The organism is Pseudomonas sp. H3_E07 (assembly GCF_054668895.1).
Map to the genome: position 1 here is coordinate 3,656,078 of NZ_CP162795.1, position 20,880 is coordinate 3,676,957.

Sequence of the window (20,880 nt, forward strand, 5' to 3'; positions counted from 1 at the left end):
CTCATCAAAGATTGTTCAAGACGGCTTGCCGACTGACCTGCGGATTTGAGTGACAAACCCATGCCAAAACGTACAGACATAAAAAGCATCCTGATTCTCGGCGCTGGCCCGATCGTGATCGGCCAGGCCTGCGAATTCGACTACTCCGGCGCCCAGGCCTGTAAAGCCCTGCGCGAAGAGGGCTACCGCGTCATTCTGGTGAACTCCAACCCGGCCACCATCATGACCGACCCGGCCATGGCCGACGCCACTTACATCGAGCCGATCAAGTGGCAGACCGTTGCCAAGATCATCGAGAAAGAGCGTCCAGATGCGCTGCTGCCAACCATGGGCGGCCAGACTGCACTGAACTGCGCCCTGGACCTGGAGCGCGAAGGCGTCCTGGAAAAATTCGGCGTAGAGATGATCGGCGCCAATGCCGACACCATCGACAAGGCTGAAGACCGTTCGCGTTTCGACAAGGCCATGAAGTCCATCGGCCTGGCCTGCCCGCGTTCCGGTATCGCCCACAGCATGGAAGAAGCCAACGCGGTCCTTGAGACCCTGGGCTTCCCGTGCATCATCCGTCCGTCCTTCACCATGGGCGGCACCGGTGGCGGTATCGCTTACAACCGTGAAGAGTTCGAAGAAATCTGCGCCCGTGGCCTGGACCTGTCGCCGACCAAAGAGCTGCTGATCGACGAATCCCTGATCGGCTGGAAAGAATATGAGATGGAGGTTGTCCGCGATAAGAAGGACAACTGCATCATCGTCTGCTCCATCGAAAACTTTGACCCGATGGGTGTGCACACCGGTGACTCGATCACTGTTGCTCCTGCACAGACCCTGACCGACAAGGAATACCAGATCCTGCGTAACGCCTCCCTGGCGGTACTGCGCGAGATTGGCGTGGAAACCGGCGGTTCCAACGTTCAGTTCGGCATCTGCCCGAACACCGGCCGCATGGTCGTGATCGAAATGAACCCACGCGTTTCCCGTTCGTCGGCCCTGGCTTCGAAAGCCACCGGCTTCCCGATCGCCAAGGTCGCGGCCAAGCTGGCAGTGGGTTACACCCTGGACGAATTGTCGAACGACATCACCGGCGGCAAGACCCCGGCGTCCTTCGAGCCGTCCATCGACTACGTCGTGACCAAGCTGCCACGTTTTGCCTTCGAGAAATTCGCCAAGGCTGACGCACGCCTGACCACCCAGATGAAGTCGGTGGGTGAAGTGATGGCCATCGGCCGTACCTTCCAAGAGTCCCTGCAGAAAGCCCTGCGCGGCCTGGAAGTGGGCGTTTGCGGTCTGGACGAGAAGCTCGACCTGAGCAACCCGGAAAGCATGAGCGTGCTCAAGCGCGAGCTGACCGTGCCGGGCGCCGAGCGTATCTGGTACGTGGCTGACGCCTTCCGCGCCGGCATGACCGTCGAAGACATCTTCGGCATGAACATGATCGACCCGTGGTTCCTGGTACAGATCGAAGACCTGATCAAGGAAGAAGAGAAGGTCAAGACCCTGGGTCTGGCCAGCATCGACCGCGACATGATGTTCCGCCTCAAGCGCAAGGGCTTCTCCGATCAGCGTCTAGCCAAGCTGCTGGGTGTGACCGAGAAGAACCTGCGTACGCATCGCCACAAGCTGGAAATCTTCCCGGTCTACAAGCGCGTTGACACCTGCGCGGCCGAGTTCTCCACCGACACCGCCTACCTGTACTCCACCTATGAGGAAGAGTGCGAAGCCGCGCCGTCGGGTCGCGACAAGATCATGATCCTGGGTGGCGGTCCAAACCGTATCGGCCAGGGTATCGAGTTCGACTACTGCTGCGTCCACGCCGCCCTCGCTCTGCGCGAAGATGGCTACGAGACCATCATGGTCAACTGCAACCCGGAAACCGTTTCCACCGACTACGACACCTCCGATCGCCTGTACTTCGAACCAGTGACCCTGGAAGACGTGCTGGAAATCGTGCGCGTCGAGAAGCCCAAAGGCGTGATCGTGCAGTACGGCGGTCAAACTCCGCTGAAACTGGCGCGCGCCCTGGAAGCCGCTGGCGTGCCGATCATCGGTACCAGCCCTGACGCCATCGACCGTGCCGAAGACCGCGAGCGTTTCCAGCAAATGGTAGAGCGCCTGAACCTGCGTCAGCCGCCAAACGCCACCGTGCGCAGCGAAGACGAGGCCATCCGTGCCGCCAGCAAGATTGGCTATCCACTGGTGGTGCGTCCGTCCTACGTACTGGGCGGCCGTGCGATGGAAATCGTCTACGAAGAAGAAGAACTCAAGCGTTACCTGCGCGATGCGGTGAAAGTGTCCAATGACAGCCCGGTGCTGCTTGACCACTTCCTCAACTGCGCAATCGAGATGGACGTGGACGCTGTTTGCGACGGCACCGACGTGGTGATCGGCGCGATCATGCAGCACATCGAGCAGGCGGGTGTTCACTCGGGTGACTCCGCATGCTCCCTGCCGCCGTACTCGCTGCCGGCGCACATCCAGGACGAGATGCGCGAACAGGTCAAGAAAATGGCCCTGGAGCTGGGCGTGGTCGGCCTGATGAACGTACAGTTGGCGCTGCAAGGCGAAGACATCTACGTCATTGAAGTCAACCCGCGCGCTTCGCGCACCGTGCCATTTGTTTCCAAGTGCATCGGTGTGTCCCTGGCCATGATCGCTGCTCGCGTGATGGCCGGTAAGACCCTGAAGGAAATCGGCTTCACCAAGGAAATCATTCCTAACTTCTACAGCGTGAAAGAGGCGGTGTTCCCATTCGCCAAATTCCCTGGCGTGGACCCGATCCTGGGCCCAGAGATGAAGTCCACCGGTGAAGTGATGGGCGTTGGCGATACCTTCGGTGAAGCCTTCGCCAAGGCCCAGATGGGCGCCAGCGAAGTGTTGCCGACCGGCGGTACTGCGTTCATCAGCGTGCGTGATGATGACAAACCGCTGGTTGCAGGCGTGGCCCGTGATCTGATCAACTTGGGCTTCGAAGTCGTGGCCACTGCCGGGACCGCCAAGCTGATCGAAGCTGCCGGCCTGAAAGTGCGTCGCGTGAACAAGGTGACGGAAGGCCGTCCACACGTGGTCGACATGATCAAGAATGACGAAGTCACCCTGATCATCAACACCACCGAAGGTCGCCAGTCGATCGCGGATTCCTACTCCATTCGTCGTAACGCCTTGCAGCACAAGATTTACTGCACCACTACCATTGCTGCTGGCGAAGCCATCTGCGAAGCGCTCAAATTCGGTCCGGAAAAGACCGTGCGTCGCTTGCAGGATCTACACGCAGGATTGAAGGCATGACCAAATACCCAATGACTGTCCAGGGCTTCAAGGCCCTGGAAGAGGAGCACGCCCATCTGACCAAGGTCGTACGTCCAAAGCTGAGCCAGGACATCGGTACGGCCCGTGAGCTGGGTGACTTGAAGGAAAACGCTGAATACCACGCTGCTCGTGAGCAGCAAGGTATGGTCGAGGCGCGGATCCGTGATATCGAAGGCCGCCTGCAGAACTCGGTGGTCATCGACGTGACGACCATTCCAAAGACCGGCAAGGTGATTTTCGGCACTACCGTGGAAATCGCTAATGTTGAGACTGACGAAAGCGTGGTCTACCACATCGTTGGCGAAGATGAAGCTGACTTCAAACTCGGCAAAATCTCTGTCGGTTCTCCGCTCGCCCGCGCCTTGATTGCCAAGGAAGAGGGCGATGTGGTGTCTGTTAAAACGCCTGGCGGCGTGACCGAGTACGAGATTGTTGAAGTTCGTCACGTCTGAAAGGCGGCGCCCGCTTCGTGCGGGCGCCATGCTTTGGCAGCTCTCTCAGATGCTTTGGGTGGGTGGCCTGTGGTTGTTGCACATCGGCGTATTGCCTGCGCTGGGCTTGATTGGCCTGGCGCCGTTGCTGATTGATGAGATCGATGGATTGCTCAGTGCGTTGCTGGTGGGTTTTGCGGCGGCGTGCGTGACGCTCCAGGTATTGGTGCTGGTCAAGACCGAGGGCTTGGGGAGTTTGTGGCGGGATATTCGCGGGCAACTGCTGTTGATGGCGCTGTATGCGTGTGCAATGTATTGCATTGTGCATGTCTGGCTGCCGGAAGCGTTGCGCTGGCAGCTATTCAGCTATCTTGTGCTAGGGTTTTCCGGCCTGGTCCTGGTTTTACAGCCTGCACCGGGATGGAGTGGCGGGGCGCGCGAAGCACGCCCGTGACCCTTTTTATTACTTGAAGCGGTGTACGTTCGATAGTTGCTTGTTGACGCTGAAGTTCTTGCGATACAGCAGCGCCATCTTGCCGATGACCTGGACCAGGTCAGCTTTGCCTACCTTGCACAGTTCCGCAATGGCAGCCAGGCGCGCTTCGCGGTCAAGGATGTTGACCTTGATCTTGATCAGTTCATGATCGTTCAGCGCACGTTCGAATTCGGCTAACACACCTTCAGTCAAACCGTTATCTGCCACAATCAGAACTGGTTTCAGATGGTGGCCAATGGATTTGTACTGTTTCTTCTGCTCTTGAGTGAGCGGCATAATCTGACCCCTGCGTCTGATCTTGTAAAAAGCGGCGGCCAGTTTACCCGAGCGAGTCCGGGACCGCCCAGTTAATCACGACCCGTTTTATTTTTCGAGGTGGCCCGTGGCCCGTTCCAAAACCAGCCTTAAGTGGCTACAAGAACATTTCAACGATCCTTACGTCAAAAAGGCGCAAAAGGACGGCTACCGTTCCCGGGCCAGCTATAAGCTGCTGGAGCTCCAGGACAAGGACAAATTGTTCCGCCCCGGCATGAGCGTTATCGACCTGGGCGCCGCCCCGGGGGGCTGGTCCCAGGTGGCCAGTCGTCTGATTGGTGGGCAAGGCCGCTTGATTGCTTCCGATATCCTGGAGATGGACAGCATCCCGGACGTGACCTTCGTGCACGGCGACTTTACCCAGGACGCGGTCCTGGCCGAGATCCTGGAAGCTGTAGGAAATTCGCAAGTGGACCTTGTGATTTCCGACATGGCCCCCAATATGAGTGGATTACCGGCTGTTGATATGCCGCGAGCCATGTTCCTGTGCGAGTTGGCACTGGATCTGGCGGGTCGGGTATTGCGTCCGGGGGGTGATTTCCTGGTCAAGGTCTTCCAGGGTGAAGGCTTCGACGAGTACCACAAGAACATTCGCAAGCTGTTCGACAAGGTGCAGATGCGCAAACCGGACTCTTCTCGGGACCGGTCTCGCGAGCAGTATTTGTTGGCGCGGGGGTTCCGCGGCATTGAAGGCGCCGCCAGTGATGAGCGTCTTTGAAGGTTTGAAGGGAGTCGATAGGTTTTTTTATATCGCTTTCGTCACGAAGCTTTACGAATATTGTGTAGTCAAAGTTTCACAAAGGGTTACAGACGGCGCCTGCCAGAGTTGTAGGTAATGTAGTAAGTTAGGCCGGTGAATATCATGCGAAGCGCGCGCCAGTAGCGGAGCTTGCTTCAGAGGGTAGTTAATTGAACGATATGGCAAAGAATCTGATCCTGTGGTTGATCATCGCGGCTGTCCTGGTGACGGTGATGAACAACTTCTCCAGCCCTAACGAGCCGCAGACCCTCAACTATTCCGACTTCATCCAGCAAGTTAAGGATGGCAAGGTCGAGCGCGTAGCGGTTGATGGCTATGTGATCACCGGCAAACGCAATGATGGCGATAGCTTCAAGACCATTCGTCCGGCCATCCAGGACAACGGTCTTATCGGCGACCTGGTCGATAACCACGTGGTTGTCGAAGGCAAGCAGCCTGAGCAGCAGAGCATCTGGACCCAGTTGCTGGTAGCCAGCTTCCCGATCCTGGTGATCATCGCCGTGTTCATGTTCTTCATGCGCCAGATGCAAGGCGGTGCGGGAGGCAAGGGTGGGCCGATGAGCTTCGGCAAGAGCAAGGCGCGCCTGCTTTCCGAAGATCAGGTGAAAACGACCCTGGCTGACGTCGCCGGTTGCGACGAAGCGAAGGAAGAAGTGGGCGAGCTGGTCGAGTTCCTGCGTGATCCGGGCAAGTTCCAGCGCCTGGGCGGTCGCATTCCTCGCGGCGTACTGATGGTCGGTCCTCCGGGTACCGGTAAAACCTTGCTGGCCAAGGCGATTGCCGGTGAAGCCAAGGTGCCTTTCTTCACCATTTCCGGTTCTGACTTCGTTGAGATGTTCGTCGGTGTCGGTGCCAGCCGTGTTCGCGATATGTTCGAACAGGCCAAGAAACACGCGCCCTGCATCATCTTTATCGATGAAATCGACGCCGTTGGTCGCCATCGTGGTGCCGGCATGGGCGGCGGTCATGACGAGCGTGAGCAGACCCTTAACCAGTTGCTGGTTGAGATGGACGGCTTTGAAATGAACGATGGCATCATCGTTATCGCTGCAACCAACCGTCCGGATGTACTGGACCCTGCGTTGCTGCGTCCGGGCCGTTTCGACCGTCAGGTTGTAGTTGGCTTGCCGGATATCCGTGGCCGCGAACAGATCCTGAAAGTACACATGCGCAAAGTACCAATGGGCGACGATGTGGCTCCGGCCGTGATTGCGCGTGGTACGCCTGGGTTCTCCGGTGCCGACCTGGCCAACCTGGTCAACGAGGCTTCGCTGTTTGCGGCCCGTACCGGCAAGCGCATCGTTGAAATGAAAGAGTTCGAACTGGCGAAAGACAAGATCATGATGGGCGCCGAGCGCAAATCCATGGTCATGTCCGAGAAAGAGAAGCAGAACACCGCTTATCACGAAGCCGGTCACGCCATTGTCGGTCGCGTTGTGCCCGAGCACGACCCGGTCTACAAGGTGTCGATCATTCCTCGTGGTCGGGCGCTGGGCGTCACGATGTTCCTACCGGAAGAGGATCGTTACAGCCTCTCCAAGCGTGCCCTGATCAGTCAGATCTGCTCGTTGTACGGCGGTCGGATTGCTGAAGAAATGACCTTGGGCTTCGACGGTGTCACTACCGGTGCTTCCAACGACATCATGCGTGCCAGCCAGATTGCACGGAACATGGTGACCAAGTGGGGCTTGTCGGAGAAACTCGGCCCGTTGATGTATGCCGAAGAAGAAGGTGAGGTATTCCTGGGGCGCGGCGGTGGTGGTCAAAACGCTAGCTTCTCCGGTGAGACGGCCAAGCTGATCGACTCCGAAGTGCGCAGCATCATTGACCAGTGCTACGGCACGGCCAAGCAGATCCTCACGGATAACCGCGACAAGCTGGATGCCATGGCGGATGCGCTGATGAAGTACGAGACCATTGATGCCGACCAGATTGACGACATCATGGCCGGTCGCGTACCTCGTGAGCCTCGCGATTGGGAAGGCGGTTCAGGCACCTCTGGCACGCCGCCAGTGGTTCAGAATGAACGCCCTGAAACTCCGATCGGCGGCCCCGCAGCTGACGTCTAAGGTTTGAAATGACTTCTGTGTTGTCCTCCACCCGGTTGCCTTGCGGCAACCGGGTTCTTGATTTGGCCCATACGCATGTCATGGGCATTCTTAATGTAACTCCCGACTCCTTTTCCGATGGCGGCCGATTCAGCAAGCTCGATGCTGCATTGCGTCATGCTGAAGCAATGGTTGCGGCAGGGGCGACCCTGATTGATGTCGGGGGCGAATCGACCCGTCCTGGCGCTCGCGTGGTATCTCCCTTGGAAGAGCTGGAGAGGGTCGCGCCGATTGTCGAGCGTATTGCGCGTGAACTGGATGTGATCATCTCGGTTGATACGTCGACGCCGGCCGTGATGCGCGAAACTGCGCGCCTTGGGGCGGGGTTGATCAACGATGTGCGCTCCCTTCAGCGTGACGGGGCCCTTGATGCCGCTGCGGCAACCGGGTTGCCGGTGTGCTTGATGCATATGCTGGGAGAGCCCGGCAATATGCAGGACAACCCTCACTACGACGATCTTGTTGGTGAAGTGAGTGGTTTTCTTGCTGAGCGAGTCGCTCAATGCGCTGTCGCGGGAATTGCCGCAGAAAAGATCATCCTTGATCCCGGTTTCGGCTTCGCCAAGACCCTGCAGCATAATCTAAGCCTGTTCAAGCATATGGAATCCCTGCATGCCTTGGGTCGCCCTCTGTTGGTCGGCGTTTCACGCAAGAGCATGATTGGCCTGGCCCTGAATCGACCGGTGGGGGAGCGCTTGTACGGTGGTCTTGCGCTGGCGGCGCTTGCAGTGACCAAGGGCGCGCGAATATTACGTGTGCATGATGTTGCCGAGACGGTGGATGTAGTGCGTATGATTGCCGCGGTAGAATCAGCCGAATAAGAATGATGGAGCACTTATGACTAAAAAATACTTTGGTACCGACGGCATCCGTGGTCGGGTCGGCGAATTTCCGATCACTCCTGATTTCATGCTTAAGCTGGGTTGGGCAGCTGGTATGGCGTTCCGCAGCATGGGCGCGTGCCGCATCCTGGTGGGTAAGGACACTCGCATCTCGGGCTACATGTTTGAGTCTGCGCTCGAGGCGGGTCTATCCGCTGCAGGTGCTGATGTCCTGTTGCTGGGCCCAATGCCGACGCCGGCGATCGCTTATCTGACGCGTACCTTCCACGCTGAGGCCGGTATTGTGATCAGTGCCTCGCACAACCCGCATGATGACAACGGCATCAAATTTTTCTCGGGCCAGGGCACCAAGCTGCCGGACGAGATCGAGTTGATGATCGAAGAGTTGCTGGATGCACCGATGACGGTGGTTGAGTCCAGCAAGCTGGGCAAGGTGTCGCGTATCAATGACGCCTCAGGCCGATATATCGAGTTCTGCAAAAGCAGTGTGCCGAGCAGCACCAGTTTTGCCGGCCTGAAGCTTGTTGTCGACTGCGCTCATGGGGCGACCTATAAGGTGGCGCCAAGCGTGTTCAAGGAGCTGGGTGCGCAGGTAACTGTTTTGTCGGCTCAACCTGATGGCTTGAACATCAACGAAAAATGCGGCTCAACCCATATGGAGCAATTGCAGGCCGCTGTCTTGGCTGAGCATGCTGATCTGGGTATTGCTTTCGATGGCGATGGCGATCGGGTGCTTATGGTCGATCATACCGGCGCAATCGTTGATGGTGATGAGCTGCTGTTCATCATCGCTCGTGACTTGCATGAGCGTGACAGGCTGCAAGGTGGTGTTGTCGGGACCTTGATGAGCAACCTGGGGTTGGAGCTGGCCCTTTCGGATCTGGGCATTCCTTTTGTTCGCGCAAATGTAGGTGACCGTTACGTCATCGCTGAGCTGCTGGAGCGCAACTGGCTGATCGGTGGTGAGAACTCCGGGCATGTGGTTTGCTTCCAGCACACGACTACCGGCGATGCGATCATTGCAGCGCTGCAGGTATTGATGGCTCTGCGGGCTCGCGGGGAAAGCTTGGCCCAATCGCGTCAGGCGTTGCGTAAGTGTCCTCAAGTTCTGCTCAACGTGCGCTTCTCCGGCGGTGAAAACCCGATCGAGCACCCTGCTGTCAAAGAGGCGTGCGAGCGCGTGACCCTTGCTATGGCTGGGCGTGGCCGGGTGTTGTTGCGCAAGTCCGGCACAGAGCCTCTGGTGCGTGTCATGGTCGAAGGTGACGATGAAACACAGGTTCGCGCACACGCTGAAGACCTGGCAAAACTGGTAACTGAAGTTTGCGCCTGAATTCGGCTTGCCAGTGGTGATGTGGTTGGGTAACATCTGCGCCCACTTTGACCGACGAGGTACAGCATGCGTCGCACTATGGTAGCTGGTAACTGGAAGATGCACGGTACCCGCGCCAGTGTCGCTGAGCTGATCAATGGCCTTCGTCACTTGGCCTTGCCGAGCGGTGTTGATGTCGCGGTGTTCCCACCTTGCTTGCATATCAACCAAGTGGTTGATGGCTTGAAAGGCAAGTCGATCCAGGTCGGCGCGCAGAACTCTGCGGTGGAGCCGATGCAAGGTGCGTTGACGGGTGAGATTTCACCGAGTCAGTTGGTCGATGCGGGTTGTTCCTATGTGCTTGTCGGGCACTCCGAGCGCCGTCAGATGATGGGCGAGCGTGATGGGACACTCAATCGCAAGTTCGCAGCGGCACAGGCTTGTGGCTTGATTCCGGTGTTGTGCATAGGGGAGACCCTGGAGCAGCGCGAATCGGGCAAGACTCTTGAAGTTGTCTCGCGTCAGCTGGGCAGCATCATCGAAGAGCTGGGTGTTGGTGCGTTTGCAAAGGCAGTGATTGCTTACGAGCCGGTCTGGGCCATTGGCACCGGGCTGACTGCTACACCGCAACAGGCGCAGGATGTGCACGCAGCCATCCGCGCGCAGTTGGCGGCAGAGAATTCTGAAGTCGCACAAGGTGTGCGTCTTCTATACGGCGGCAGCGTGAAGGCGGCCAATGCGGTCGAACTGTTCGGCATGCCGGATATCGATGGGGGGCTCATTGGTGGAGCTTCCCTGAATGCAGATGAGTTCGGTGCGATCTGTCGCGCCGCGGGAAACTGAGAAAATGCTGGAAACAGTCGTAGTCGTTTTTCATCTGTTGGCTGCCCTGGGCGTAGTTGCCCTGGTTTTGTTGCAACAGGGTAAAGGTGCGGATGCTGGTGCGTCTTTCGGTGCAGGTGCTTCAAATACTGTGTTCGGAAGCCAAGGTTCCTCTACCTTTCTTAGTAAGTTTACTGCTATACTTGCCGCCGGTTTCTTCATAACCAGCTTGGGGTTAGGTTACTTTGCTAAAGAGAAAGCTCATGTGCTGACTCAAGTAGGTCTCCCAAACCCAGCAGTGTTGGAAGTACCAAAAGCAAAACCGGCTTCTGATGATGTCCCGGTGCTTCAAGAGCAAAAGTCGGCTACTCCAGCGACTGACGTACCTCCAGCTCAAGAGCAGAAGTAAGAAGGGTTGTAAGCGCTGTATTGCCGAGGTGGTGGAATTGGTAGACACGCAACCTTGAGGTGGTTGTGCCCATAGGGTGTAGGGGTTCGAGTCCCCTTCTCGGTACCAATTATCAGGAGAGCCCGCTGTTGCGGGCTTTCTTGTAGGTGGAAGGTTACATTGACCCTGTAAGGGATCGGTCGTATACTTCCGCCCCAGCTTTGTCGCGGGGTGGAGCAGTCTGGTAGCTCGTCGGGCTCATAACCCGAAGGTCGTCGGTTCAAATCCGGCCCCCGCAACCAGTTTTAGCGGAGCCCCTTTTAAGGGGCTTTTTGTTAGCTGGACACTTTCAACGCCGCTGTTCGACGGCGTTTCAAGGATGGGCGTTTCGCCCATTTTTTTATTTTGCACAGCATGCACATACATGCACGAGGGGGTTCAGGTGTCGAGCAAGCTAGAAGAGTTGCAGGCCTTGTTGGCCCCGGTGGTCGTGGCCCTAGGCTATGAATGCTGGGGTATTGAGTTTTCGGCTCAAGGTCGCCACTCAATGTTGCGCGTTTATATCGATAAAGAGGGCGGCGTGCTGGTGGACGATTGTGCCATTGTCAGCCGTCAGATCAGCGGTGTCCTGGATGTTGAAGATCCAATCTCCGTTGAATACACCCTCGAAGTTTCCTCGCCAGGCATGGAACGCCCACTGTTCACTATTGATCAGTTTGCAAAATTTGCCGGTGAACAAGTGAAGATCAAGCTGCGTTCTCCCTTTGAAGGGCGACGCAACTTTCAGGGCCTTCTGCGCGGTGTAGAAGAACAGGATGTCGTGGTGCAGGTAGAAGACCATGAATTCCTGTTGCCGATCGATATGATCGACAAGGCCAACATTATTCCCAGTTTTGACTGAGACGCGGATCCCGCGGATCCAATGGCTTGCGAAAGGCGAGGCGTACGATGAGCAAAGAAGTACTGCTGGTTGTTGAGTCGGTATCCAATGAAAAGGGCGTACCGGCAAACGTGATTTTTGAAGCGTTGGAGCTGGCCCTGGCCACTGCTACCAAAAAGCGTTTTGAAGACGAAGTTGATCTGCGTGTGGAAATCAACCGCCACACCGGTGCCTATGAGACTTTCCGTCGCTGGACGGTCGTCGAAGAAGCCGATCTTGATGATCCGGCGATCGAAACCTGGCCAAGCAAGGTTGCGCAAACGCATCCTGGCGCCAAGGTCGGTGATGTCGTCGAAGAAAAGATCGAATCGATCGAATTCGGCCGTATTGCTGCACAGACCGCCAAGCAGGTCATTGTGCAGAAGGTTCGCGAAGCCGAGCGCGCTCAAGTCGTTGACGCTTATCGCGAGCGCCTGGGTGAAATCATCTCCGGCACCGTGAAAAAAGTCACCCGCGACAACGTGATCGTCGACCTGGGCAACAACGCCGAAGCGTTGCTGGCCCGCGAAGACATCATTTCTCGCGAAACCTTCCGTGTCGGCGTGCGCCTGCGTGCGCTGCTCAAGGAAATCCGCACCGAGAACCGCGGCCCTCAGTTGATCCTGTCGCGTACCGCGCCGGAAATGCTGATCGAGCTGTTCCGTATCGAAGTGCCGGAAATCGCCGAAGGCCTGATCGAAGTCATGGCTGCGTCCCGCGACCCGGGTTCGCGCGCCAAGATCGCGGTCCGTTCCAAGGACAAACGCATCGACCCGCAAGGTGCTTGCATTGGTATGCGCGGTTCGCGCGTCCAGGCAGTGTCGGGCGAGTTGGGCGGTGAGCGTGTGGACATCGTCCTGTGGGACGATAACCCGGCGCAGTTCGTGATCAACGCCATGTCGCCGGCTGAAGTGGCGGCAATTATCGTTGACGAGGATGCCCATGCAATGGACATCGCCGTTGGCGCAGACAATCTGGCTCAGGCCATTGGTCGTGGTGGTCAGAACGTGCGTCTGGCCAGCCAACTGACCGGTTGGACCCTGAACGTGATGACCGAATCGGACATCCAGGCTAAGCAGCAAGCTGAAACCGGTGACATCCTGCGCAACTTTATCGAAGAGCTGGAAGTCGATGAAGACCTGGCGCAGGTGCTGGTAGATGAAGGCTTCACCAGCCTGGAAGAGATTGCCTACGTACCGTTGGAAGAAATGCTCAACATCGACGGCTTTGACGAAGACACCGTCAACGAGCTTCGCGCTCGGGCCAAGGATCGTTTGTTGACTAAAGCCATCGCTACTGAGGAAAAGCTGGCAGACGCCCATCCGGCCGAAGACCTGCTCTCGCTTGAGGGTATGGACAAGGATTTGGCGATGGAACTGGCGGTGCGCGGCGTAATTACCCGCGAAGACCTGGCCGAGCAGTCTATTGACGATCTGCTCGACATCGACGGCATTGACGATGATCGTGCCGGCAAGTTGATCATGGCCGCCCGAGCCCATTGGTTCGAGTAACTAGGCGCGGCCTGAGGAGAGAAGTGCATGACGCAAGTCACGGTGAAACAACTGGCCGATGAGGTCAAAACACCGGTAGAGCGCCTGTTGCAGCAGATGCGTGAGGCAGGTCTGCCGCACACCGCCGCCGACGAAGGTGTGAGCGACAGTGAGAAGCAGTCTTTGCTGACTCACTTGAAGAGCAGCCACAAGGCGAAAGTGGAAGAACCGCGCAAGATTACATTGCAGCGCAAAACCACCAGCACCCTGCGTGTTGCTGGTAGCAAGAGCATCAGCGTTGAAGTACGCAAGAAGAAAGTCTTCGTACAGCGCAGCCCGGAAGAAATCGAAGCCGAGCGCAAACGCGAACTGGAAGAACGTCGCGCAGTAGAAAATGCTGCTCGTCAGAAGGCTGAAGAAGAAGCCAAGCGTCGCGCCGAAGAAGAAGCGCGTCGCCAGCCTGCTGCTGCGCAACCTGCTGGTACTGAAGCGGTCGCCGCACCTGCTGCGCCTGTTGAAGCTGTGCGTGAGGCCGCTCCGGTTGCCGCCGCACCTGCTCCTGCAGCAGACGCTCGCAAGCGCGACGAACCTCGTCGTCCGGACAAACCACGTGCCGACGATAACAATCGTCGTGGTGGTGGCGGCGATGGCGAGCGTAAAAACGCTCCACATCGTGCCTCGGTCAAAGAGAAAGCGCCTGCTCCACGCGTTGCTCCACGTACTACCGACGAAGAAAGCGATGGCTTCCGTCGTGGTGGTCGCGGCAAGGCCAAGCTGAAAAAACGCAACGCCCACGGTTTCCAGAGCCCAACCGGCCCTGTCGTGCGTGAAGTGAAGATCGGCGAGACCATCACTGTTGGCGATCTCGCCCAACAGATGTCGGTCAAGGCAGCTGAAATCATCAAGTTCATGTTCAAGCTGGGTACGCCAGCCACCATCAACCAGGTACTGGATCAGGAAACTGCCCAGTTGGTTGCTGAAGAGCTGGGCCACAAAGTGACCCTGGTCAGCGACACCGCCCTGGAAGATTCCCTGGCCGAGTCCCTGAAGTTTGAAGGTGAAGCCGTTTCCCGTGCACCGGTTGTGACCGTAATGGGCCACGTTGACCACGGTAAGACTTCCCTGCTCGACTACATCCGTCGTGCCAAGGTAGCTGCGGGCGAAGCCGGCGGTATCACCCAGCACATCGGTGCGTACCACGTTGAAACTGACCGTGGCATGGTGACGTTCCTCGACACCCCTGGTCACGCCGCGTTTACCGCGATGCGTGCCCGTGGTGCCAAGGCAACCGATATCGTGATCCTGGTGGTTGCAGCCGATGACGGCGTGATGCCACAAACCATCGAAGCCGTTCAGCATGCCAAGGCAGCTGGCGTTCCGCTGGTTGTTGCGGTGAACAAAATCGACAAGCCGGGCGCCGATCTTGATCGCATCCGTAGCGAACTGTCGGTTCACGGCGTGACTTCCGAAGAGTGGGGTGGTGACACTCCATTCGTACCGGTCTCCGCGAAGATGGGTACCGGCGTTGACGAACTGCTCGAAGCCGTTCTGTTGCAAGCCGAGGTTCTGGAACTGACCGCTACTCCATCGGCTCCTGGCCGTGGCGTTGTGGTTGAGTCCCGTCTCGACAAGGGCCGTGGCCCGGTTGCGACCGTGCTGGTTCAAGACGGTACCCTGCGCCAAGGCGACATGGTGCTCGTCGGTTCGAACTACGGCCGTGTACGTGCCATGCTCGACGAGAACGGCAAGCCAATCAAGGAAGCAGGTCCAGCCATTCCGGTCGAGATCCTCGGCCTGGACGGTACCCCGGACGCTGGCGACGAGATGAGCGTAGTGGCCGACGAGAAGAAAGCCCGTGAAGTGGCTCTGTTCCGTCAAGGCAAGTTCCGCGAAGTCAAACTGGCCCGTGCTCACGCCGGCAAGCTGGAAAACATCTTCGAGAACATGGGCCAGGAAGAGAAGAAGACGCTTAACATCGTCCTCAAATCTGACGTACGTGGTTCCCTCGAAGCGTTGAACGGCGCCTTGAACGGCCTGGGTAACGACGAAGTGCAAGTGCGCGTTGTCGGTGGCGGTGTGGGTGGTATCACCGAATCCGACGCCAACCTGGCACTGGCTTCCAACGCTGTACTGTTCGGCTTCAATGTGCGTGCCGATGCTGGCGCTCGCAAGATTGTCGAGCAGGAAGGCCTGGACATGCGTTACTACAACGTCATCTACGACATCATCGAAGACGTCAAGAAAGCCCTCACCGGCATGCTTGGCAGCGACGTCCGGGAGAACATCCTGGGTATTGCCGAAGTCCGTGACGTGTTCCGCTCGCCGAAGTTCGGCGCGATCGCCGGTTGCATGGTGGTTGAAGGTGTTGTGCACCGTAACCGTCCAATCCGTGTACTGCGTGAAGACATCGTTATTTTCGAAGGCGAGCTGGAATCCCTGCGCCGCTTCAAGGATGACGCTTCCGAAGTACGTGCCGGCATGGAATGCGGTATCGGCGTCAAGAGCTACAACGACGTCAAGGTTGGCGACAAGATCGAAGTCTTCGAGAAGGTTCAGGTTGCTCGCAGCCTCTAACTCGCGCACTTCCGGAGCCACGCCGCGTGTGGGCATGCAAATGCCTCGCGCAGCGTACGGACTCTAAACGCAACGCCCGGTCTGGCTTTTGTCAGGCCGGGCGTTTGCCGCTTTCAGACCCCACGGGTTTCACCGTGTGGCAGTAACAGGTAACAAGACATGGCAAAAGAATACAGCCGTACCCAGCGAATCGGCGATCAGATGCAGCGCGAGCTGGCCCAACTGATCCGTCGCGAAGTCAAAGACCCGCGCGTTGGCCTGGTCACCATCACCGCCGTAGAAGTGAGCCGTGATGTGGGTCACGCCAAGATCTTCATCACCGTGATGGGGCAGGACAGCAGCGAAGAAATCGCACAAAGCATCAAGGTGCTCAACTCCGCTGCAGGTTTCCTGCGCATGCAGTTGGCCCGTGAAATGAAGCTGCGCAGTGTTCCGCAGTTGCACTTCCATTACGACGAAAGCGTCGTGCGGGGTGCGCATCTGTCGGCATTGATCGAGCGCGCCGTGGCCGAAGACAGCCAGCACCCGTCCACACCTGAAGACGCCAAGGAGTAAGCGGTGGCTCAGGTCAAACGTATCCGTCGCAACGTCAGCGGCATCATTCTGCTCGACAAGCCTATTGGCTTTACCTCCAATGCCGCGTTGCAGAAGGTCCGCTGGTTGCTCAACGCCGAAAAGGCCGGGCACACCGGCAGCCTCGATCCCCTGGCCACCGGCGTACTTCCGTTGTGCTTTGGCGAGGCCACCAAGTTTTCGCAGTACCTGCTCGATTCCGACAAGGGTTACGAAACCCTGATGCAACTGGGCAAGACCACCACCACGGCCGACGCCGAAGGTGATGTTCTGCAGGTTCGCGACGTGACCGTTGGTCGTGCTGATATTGAAGCTGTTTTACCCGGTTTTCGTGGGGAAATCAGTCAGATACCGCCGATGTACTCGGCTCTCAAGCGTGATGGCCAGCCTCTCTACAAGCTGGCACGTGCGGGCGAAGTAGTGGAGCGCGAACCGCGTTCTGTTACTATTGCGCGCTTGGAATTACTCGCCTGTGAAGGCGACACCGCCCGGTTGGCCGTGGACTGCAGCAAAGGCACCTATATTCGTACCCTGGTGGAAGATATCGGTGAAAAGCTCGGTTGCGGCGCGTACGTTGCAGAACTGCGACGCACCCAGGCCGGTCCTTTCAGCCTGGCCCAGACGGTCACGCTGGAAGAGTTGGAAGCGGTACATGCCGAAGGCGGCAACGAAGCGGTTGATCGCTTCCTGATGCCATCGGACAGCGGTTTGCTCGATTGGCCGTTGTTGCACTTCTCGGAGCATAGCGCGTTCTACTGGCTCAACGGCCAGCCGGTACGTGCCCCGGATGCCCCGAAGTTCGGCATGGTGCGTGTACAGGATCATAACGGTCGCTTTATCGGTATCGGTGAAGTGAGCGAAGACGGGCGTATAGCGCCACGTCGACTGATTCGGTCAGAATGACCGAACGAGTGTGGCTGTTAACAGGCACGGTCAACACTCATTTTTAGATACAGGGATTTGTCCCTGGCCTGTTGAAACTGCCCTTTGGGCGGTTTCCTGAAAAAAGGATTGCCTCATGGCTCTCGACGTTCAAGAAAAAGCACAAATCGTTGCTGACTATCAGCAAGCTGTTGGTGACACTGGTTCGCCAGAAGTGCAAGTTGCACTGCTGACCCACAACATCAACAAGCTGCAAGGTCACTTCAAGGCCAACGGTAAAGATCACCACTCCCGTCGTGGTCTGATCCGCATGGTAAACCAGCGCCGTAAGCTGCTGGACTACCTGAAAGGCAAGGATCTGGGTCGTTATCAGACTCTGATCGGTCGCCTGGGTCTGCGTCGCTAATAAGCGATTGCGCTAGAGGTTGGTTGTCTGCCGTGTGTCAGTGGGATTCCCGCTGGCCCATGGTAGGCTCCCAGCCTCAAGTTTTATCTGGATACACGTTTTACCCTGGACCAGGTTCGGGCCGATTCCCGACATTGCCCAAGAATTTCGCAAGAAGACAAGTTCCCCCAAGAGCCACAAAGAAGGTAGGACACCGTGAACCCGGTTATCAAAAAATTCCAGTTCGGTCAGTCGACCGTTACCCTCGAGACAGGCCGTATCGCCCGTCAAGCCTCCGGCGCAGTGCTGGTTACCGTTGACGACGACGTTACCGTTCTGGTGACCGTTGTTGGCGCCAAGACCGCTGACCCGAGCAAAGGCTTCTTCCCTCTTTCCGTTCACTACCAGGAAAAGACTTACGCTGCCGGTAAGATCCCTGGCGGTTTCTTCAAGCGCGAAGGCCGTCCTTCCGAGAAAGAAACCCTGACTTCCCGACTGATCGACCGTCCGATCCGTCCGCTGTTCCCAGAAGGCTTCATGAACGAAGTGCAGGTTGTCTGCACCGTCGTTTCCACCAGCAAAAAGACCGATCCGGACATCGCTGCGATGATCGGTACTTCGGCTGCCCTGGCGATCTCCGGCATTCCTTTCGATGGTCCGATCGGCGCAGCCCGCGTTGCTTTCCACGAAAGCACCGGCTACCTGCTGAACCCGACTTACGAGCAACAGAAAGCTTCGAGCCTGGACATGGTCGTCGCCGGTACCTCGGAAGCCGTGTTGATGGTTGAATCGGAAGCCAAAGAGCTGACCGAAGACCAGATGCTGGGTGCCGTACTGTTCGCGCACGACGAGTTCCAGGCCGTTATCAAGGCCGTCACCGAGCTGGCCGCAGAAGCTGCCAAGCCAACCTGGACCTGGGCTCCACAAGCCGAAGCCACCGAGCTGCTGGGCGCTATCCGCTCCGAGTTCGGCGCTGCCATCTCCGACGCCTACACCATCACCGTCAAGGCCGACCGTTACGCTCGTCTGGGCGAGCTGAAGGATCAGGTTGTTGCCAAGCTGTCCGGTGAAGAAGGCCAGCCTTCCGCCAGCGACGTTAAAGCGGCTTTCGGTGAAATCGAATACCGTACCGTTCGCGAAAACATCGTTAACGGCAAGCCACGTATCGACGGTCGTGACACCCGCACCGTACGTCCGCTGAACATCGAAGTTGGCGTTCTGCCAAAGACTCACGGTTCGGCGCTGTTCACCCGTGGTGAGACTCAGGCTCTGGTCGTCGCGACCCTGGGCACCGCCCGTGACGCACAATTGCTGGACACCCTGGAAGGCGAGAAAAAAGACCCGTTCATGCTGCACTACAACTTCCCACCGTTCTCGGTAGGTGAGTGTGGTCGCATGGGGGGCGCTGGTCGTCGCGAAATCGGTCACGGCCGTCTGGCCCGTCGTTCGATCGCGGCCATGCTGCCTGCCGCTGACGTGTTCCCGTACACCATCCGTGTGGTATCGGAAATCACCGAATCCAACGGTTCCAGCTCCATGGCGTCCGTTTGCGGTGCTTCCCTGGCGCTGATGGATGCTGGTGTGCCGATGAAGGCACCGGTTGCCGGTATCGCCATGGGCCTGGTTAAAGAAGGCGAGAAGTTCGCCATCCTGACCGACATCCTGGGTGACGAAGACCACCTGGGCGACATGGACTTCAAAGTAGCCGGTACCGCCAAAGGTGTGACCGCGCTGCAGATGGACATCAAGATCAAGGGCATCACCGAAGAGATCATGGAAATCGCCCTGGGCCAAGCCCTGGAAGCGCGCCTGAACATCCTCGGCCAGATGAACCAGATCATTGGTCAGTCGCGTACCGAGCTGTCGGAAAATGCTCCGACCATGATCGCGATGAAAATCGACACCGACAAAATCCGTGATGTCATCGGTAAAGGCGGCGCGACTATCCGTGCGATCTGCGAAGAGACCAAGGCTTCGATCGACATCGAAGACGATGGCTCGATCAAGATCTTCGGCGAAACCAAGGAAGCGGCTGAAGCAGCACGTCAGCGCGTACTGGGCATCACCGCAGAAGCCGAGATCGGCAAGATCTACGTGGGTAAGGTTGAACGCATCGTCGACTTCGGTGCATTCGTCAACATCCTGCCGGGCAAGGACGGTCTGGTTCACATCTCCATGCTGAGCGACGCTCGCGTTGAGAAAGTGACCGACATCCTGAAAGAAGGCCAGGAAGTGGAAGTGCTGGTGCTGGACGTGGATAACCGCGGCCGTATCAAGCTGTCCATCAAGGACGTAGCAGCAGCCAAGGCTTCGGGCGTTTAATCGCCCCAAGCGTTCAGCTGAAAAAGAGGACTCTTCGGAGTCCTTTTTTTATGCCTGGGGGAAAATGTCGGGAAATCAGCCGCTTAGCAAAATCCAAAAGCCGCAACTTGCATGCAGAGGCGGGGGCTTTCATGCAAGATGCACGATTCCGAAAATTAGCTGTTTTCTTAACTCATTGTTTTATAAGGATTTAATCGCCGTTCACGACTTGGCACACTGCCTGCAATATCCCTGTTAACGCTGCAGCATCAAGGTTTACGCACTGCAGATTTTTAATAAAACAGGAGTTACTCGTATGAAGAAGTTCGCTCTCGCTACTGCTACCGCTCTGACCCTGGCCATGGGTGCTAACGTTGCCTTTGCTCAGACTTCCCAAGCGCCAATGACCCTTGCAGCTGGTGAAGCTACCAAGGCCAAGGAAGCTACTTCTGACACTTGGATCACCACCAAAGTTAAAGCCGACCTGTTGACCGAAAAAGGCATTCCAGGTTCTGACATTAAGGTTGAAACCAACAAAGGCGTGGTTTCCCTCTCTTCGGATGTAGCTATCTCGGACGCGCAAAAAGAGACTGCCGTAGCTATCACCAAGAAAATCAAAGGTGTAACTGCCGTATCGGCTGATGGCCTGCTGGCTGGCGGCGCGACCAAGGCTGACAACGTCGACAAAACCAAAAGCGCAGCTGCGGGTGCCAAAGAGTCCACTTCGGACACTTGGATCACCACCAAAGTAAAAGCTGACCTGGTTACTGAGAAAGGCATTCCTGGTACCGACATCAAAGTCGAAACCAACAAAGGCGTAGTGTCCCTGTCTTCGACCGCTCCGGTCACTGAAGCTCAGAAAACTACCGCGGTGAACATCACCAAGAAAATCAAAGGCGTTAAAGCTGTATCGGCCGATGGCCTGAAAGCAGAGTAACGCACCCGTTTCGTCTGGACTGGACGGCGGCGGCTTAGGGTG

At 57.4% G+C, this 20,880-nt stretch carries 18 protein-coding genes and 2 tRNA genes; 19 read left to right on the top strand and 1 reads right to left on the bottom strand.

The window, feature by feature from the left end:
- Positions 1 to 60 precede the first annotated feature (60 nt).
- The 3 genes from carB to AB4O08_RS16745 are packed head-to-tail and all read left to right on the top strand — an operon-like array spanning position 61 to position 4,188.
- Entirely contained in the window at positions 61 to 3,282 is a 3,222-nt protein-coding gene (carB, locus tag AB4O08_RS16735) for a carbamoyl-phosphate synthase large subunit (protein ID WP_010206612.1), read from the top strand.
- The gene (greA, locus tag AB4O08_RS16740; RefSeq protein WP_010206609.1) at positions 3,279 to 3,755 is read left to right on the top strand and encodes a transcription elongation factor GreA; all 477 of its coding nucleotides are present in this window, start codon (positions 3,279 to 3,281) and stop codon (positions 3,753 to 3,755) included. The genes carB and greA overlap by 4 nt, the downstream gene beginning before the upstream one ends.
- Positions 3,756 to 3,783: 28 nt before the next feature.
- Positions 3,784 to 4,188, top strand: a complete 405-nt coding sequence (locus AB4O08_RS16745) for a hypothetical protein (RefSeq protein WP_031291218.1) — start codon at positions 3,784 to 3,786, stop codon at positions 4,186 to 4,188.
- 9 nt (positions 4,189 to 4,197) lie between these two features.
- On the opposite strand, the gene AB4O08_RS16750 is transcribed toward AB4O08_RS16745, so the two are convergent.
- On the bottom strand, positions 4,198 to 4,506 hold the full coding sequence (locus AB4O08_RS16750) for a YhbY family RNA-binding protein (RefSeq protein ID WP_010206607.1): 309 nt from the start codon (positions 4,504 to 4,506) through the stop codon (positions 4,198 to 4,200).
- Between the two features lie 106 nt (positions 4,507 to 4,612).
- On the opposite strand from AB4O08_RS16750, the gene rlmE reads away from it, so the two are divergent.
- From rlmE to AB4O08_RS16830, 16 genes are all read left to right on the top strand, one after another.
- Positions 4,613 to 5,263, top strand: coding sequence for a 23S rRNA (uridine(2552)-2'-O)-methyltransferase RlmE (rlmE, locus tag AB4O08_RS16755; RefSeq protein ID WP_010206606.1), 651 nt, complete (start codon positions 4,613 to 4,615; stop codon positions 5,261 to 5,263).
- A gap of 200 nt (positions 5,264 to 5,463) precedes the next feature.
- On the top strand, positions 5,464 to 7,374 hold the full coding sequence (ftsH, locus tag AB4O08_RS16760) for an ATP-dependent zinc metalloprotease FtsH (RefSeq protein ID WP_010206605.1): 1,911 nt from the start codon (positions 5,464 to 5,466) through the stop codon (positions 7,372 to 7,374).
- 8 nt (positions 7,375 to 7,382) lie between these two features.
- Positions 7,383 to 8,234 carry a dihydropteroate synthase gene (gene folP, locus AB4O08_RS16765; protein ID WP_460114227.1) on the top strand — a complete coding sequence of 284 codons (852 nt, stop codon included), beginning with the start codon at positions 7,383 to 7,385 and terminating at the stop codon, positions 8,232 to 8,234.
- 16 nt (positions 8,235 to 8,250) lie between these two features.
- The gene (gene glmM, locus AB4O08_RS16770) at positions 8,251 to 9,588 is read left to right on the top strand and encodes a phosphoglucosamine mutase (RefSeq protein ID WP_460114228.1); all 1,338 of its coding nucleotides are present in this window, start codon (positions 8,251 to 8,253) and stop codon (positions 9,586 to 9,588) included.
- A gap of 66 nt (positions 9,589 to 9,654) precedes the next feature.
- Positions 9,655 to 10,410, top strand: a complete 756-nt coding sequence (gene tpiA, locus AB4O08_RS16775; RefSeq protein ID WP_003194193.1) for a triose-phosphate isomerase — start codon at positions 9,655 to 9,657, stop codon at positions 10,408 to 10,410.
- A gap of 4 nt (positions 10,411 to 10,414) precedes the next feature.
- Positions 10,415 to 10,798: a preprotein translocase subunit SecG gene (gene secG / locus AB4O08_RS16780; RefSeq protein ID WP_010206600.1), complete on the top strand. Its 384-nt coding sequence runs from the start codon at positions 10,415 to 10,417 to the stop codon at positions 10,796 to 10,798.
- A 22-nt stretch (positions 10,799 to 10,820) separates the two neighbouring features.
- Positions 10,821 to 10,906, top strand: a tRNA-Leu gene (locus tag AB4O08_RS16785).
- Between the two features lie 96 nt (positions 10,907 to 11,002).
- Positions 11,003 to 11,079 (top strand) — tRNA-Met (locus AB4O08_RS16790).
- Between the two features lie 140 nt (positions 11,080 to 11,219).
- A complete protein-coding gene (rimP, locus tag AB4O08_RS16795) occupies positions 11,220 to 11,678 on the top strand; it encodes a ribosome maturation factor RimP (protein ID WP_003235029.1) in 459 nt (152 codons plus the stop codon).
- A gap of 47 nt (positions 11,679 to 11,725) precedes the next feature.
- A complete protein-coding gene (gene nusA / locus AB4O08_RS16800) occupies positions 11,726 to 13,207 on the top strand; it encodes a transcription termination factor NusA (protein WP_010206599.1) in 1,482 nt (493 codons plus the stop codon).
- Between the two features lie 27 nt (positions 13,208 to 13,234).
- On the top strand, positions 13,235 to 15,760 hold the full coding sequence (gene infB, locus AB4O08_RS16805; RefSeq protein ID WP_010206598.1) for a translation initiation factor IF-2: 2,526 nt from the start codon (positions 13,235 to 13,237) through the stop codon (positions 15,758 to 15,760).
- Between the two features lie 159 nt (positions 15,761 to 15,919).
- Entirely contained in the window at positions 15,920 to 16,315 is a 396-nt protein-coding gene (rbfA, locus tag AB4O08_RS16810; protein WP_016973761.1) for a 30S ribosome-binding factor RbfA, read from the top strand.
- Between the two features lie 3 nt (positions 16,316 to 16,318).
- Positions 16,319 to 17,236: a tRNA pseudouridine(55) synthase TruB gene (gene truB / locus AB4O08_RS16815; RefSeq protein WP_010206595.1), complete on the top strand. Its 918-nt coding sequence runs from the start codon at positions 16,319 to 16,321 to the stop codon at positions 17,234 to 17,236.
- 115 nt (positions 17,237 to 17,351) lie between these two features.
- Entirely contained in the window at positions 17,352 to 17,621 is a 270-nt protein-coding gene (gene rpsO, locus AB4O08_RS16820) for a 30S ribosomal protein S15 (protein WP_003177875.1), read from the top strand.
- Positions 17,622 to 17,816: 195 nt separating this feature from the next.
- Positions 17,817 to 19,922 (top strand): polyribonucleotide nucleotidyltransferase, encoded by a 2,106-nt coding sequence (gene pnp, locus AB4O08_RS16825; protein ID WP_010206593.1) that lies wholly within the window; start codon positions 17,817 to 17,819, stop codon positions 19,920 to 19,922.
- 295 nt (positions 19,923 to 20,217) lie between these two features.
- Positions 20,218 to 20,838 carry a BON domain-containing protein gene (locus AB4O08_RS16830; RefSeq protein ID WP_010206591.1) on the top strand — a complete coding sequence of 207 codons (621 nt, stop codon included), beginning with the start codon at positions 20,218 to 20,220 and terminating at the stop codon, positions 20,836 to 20,838.
- Positions 20,839 to 20,880: the final 42 nt, after the last annotated feature.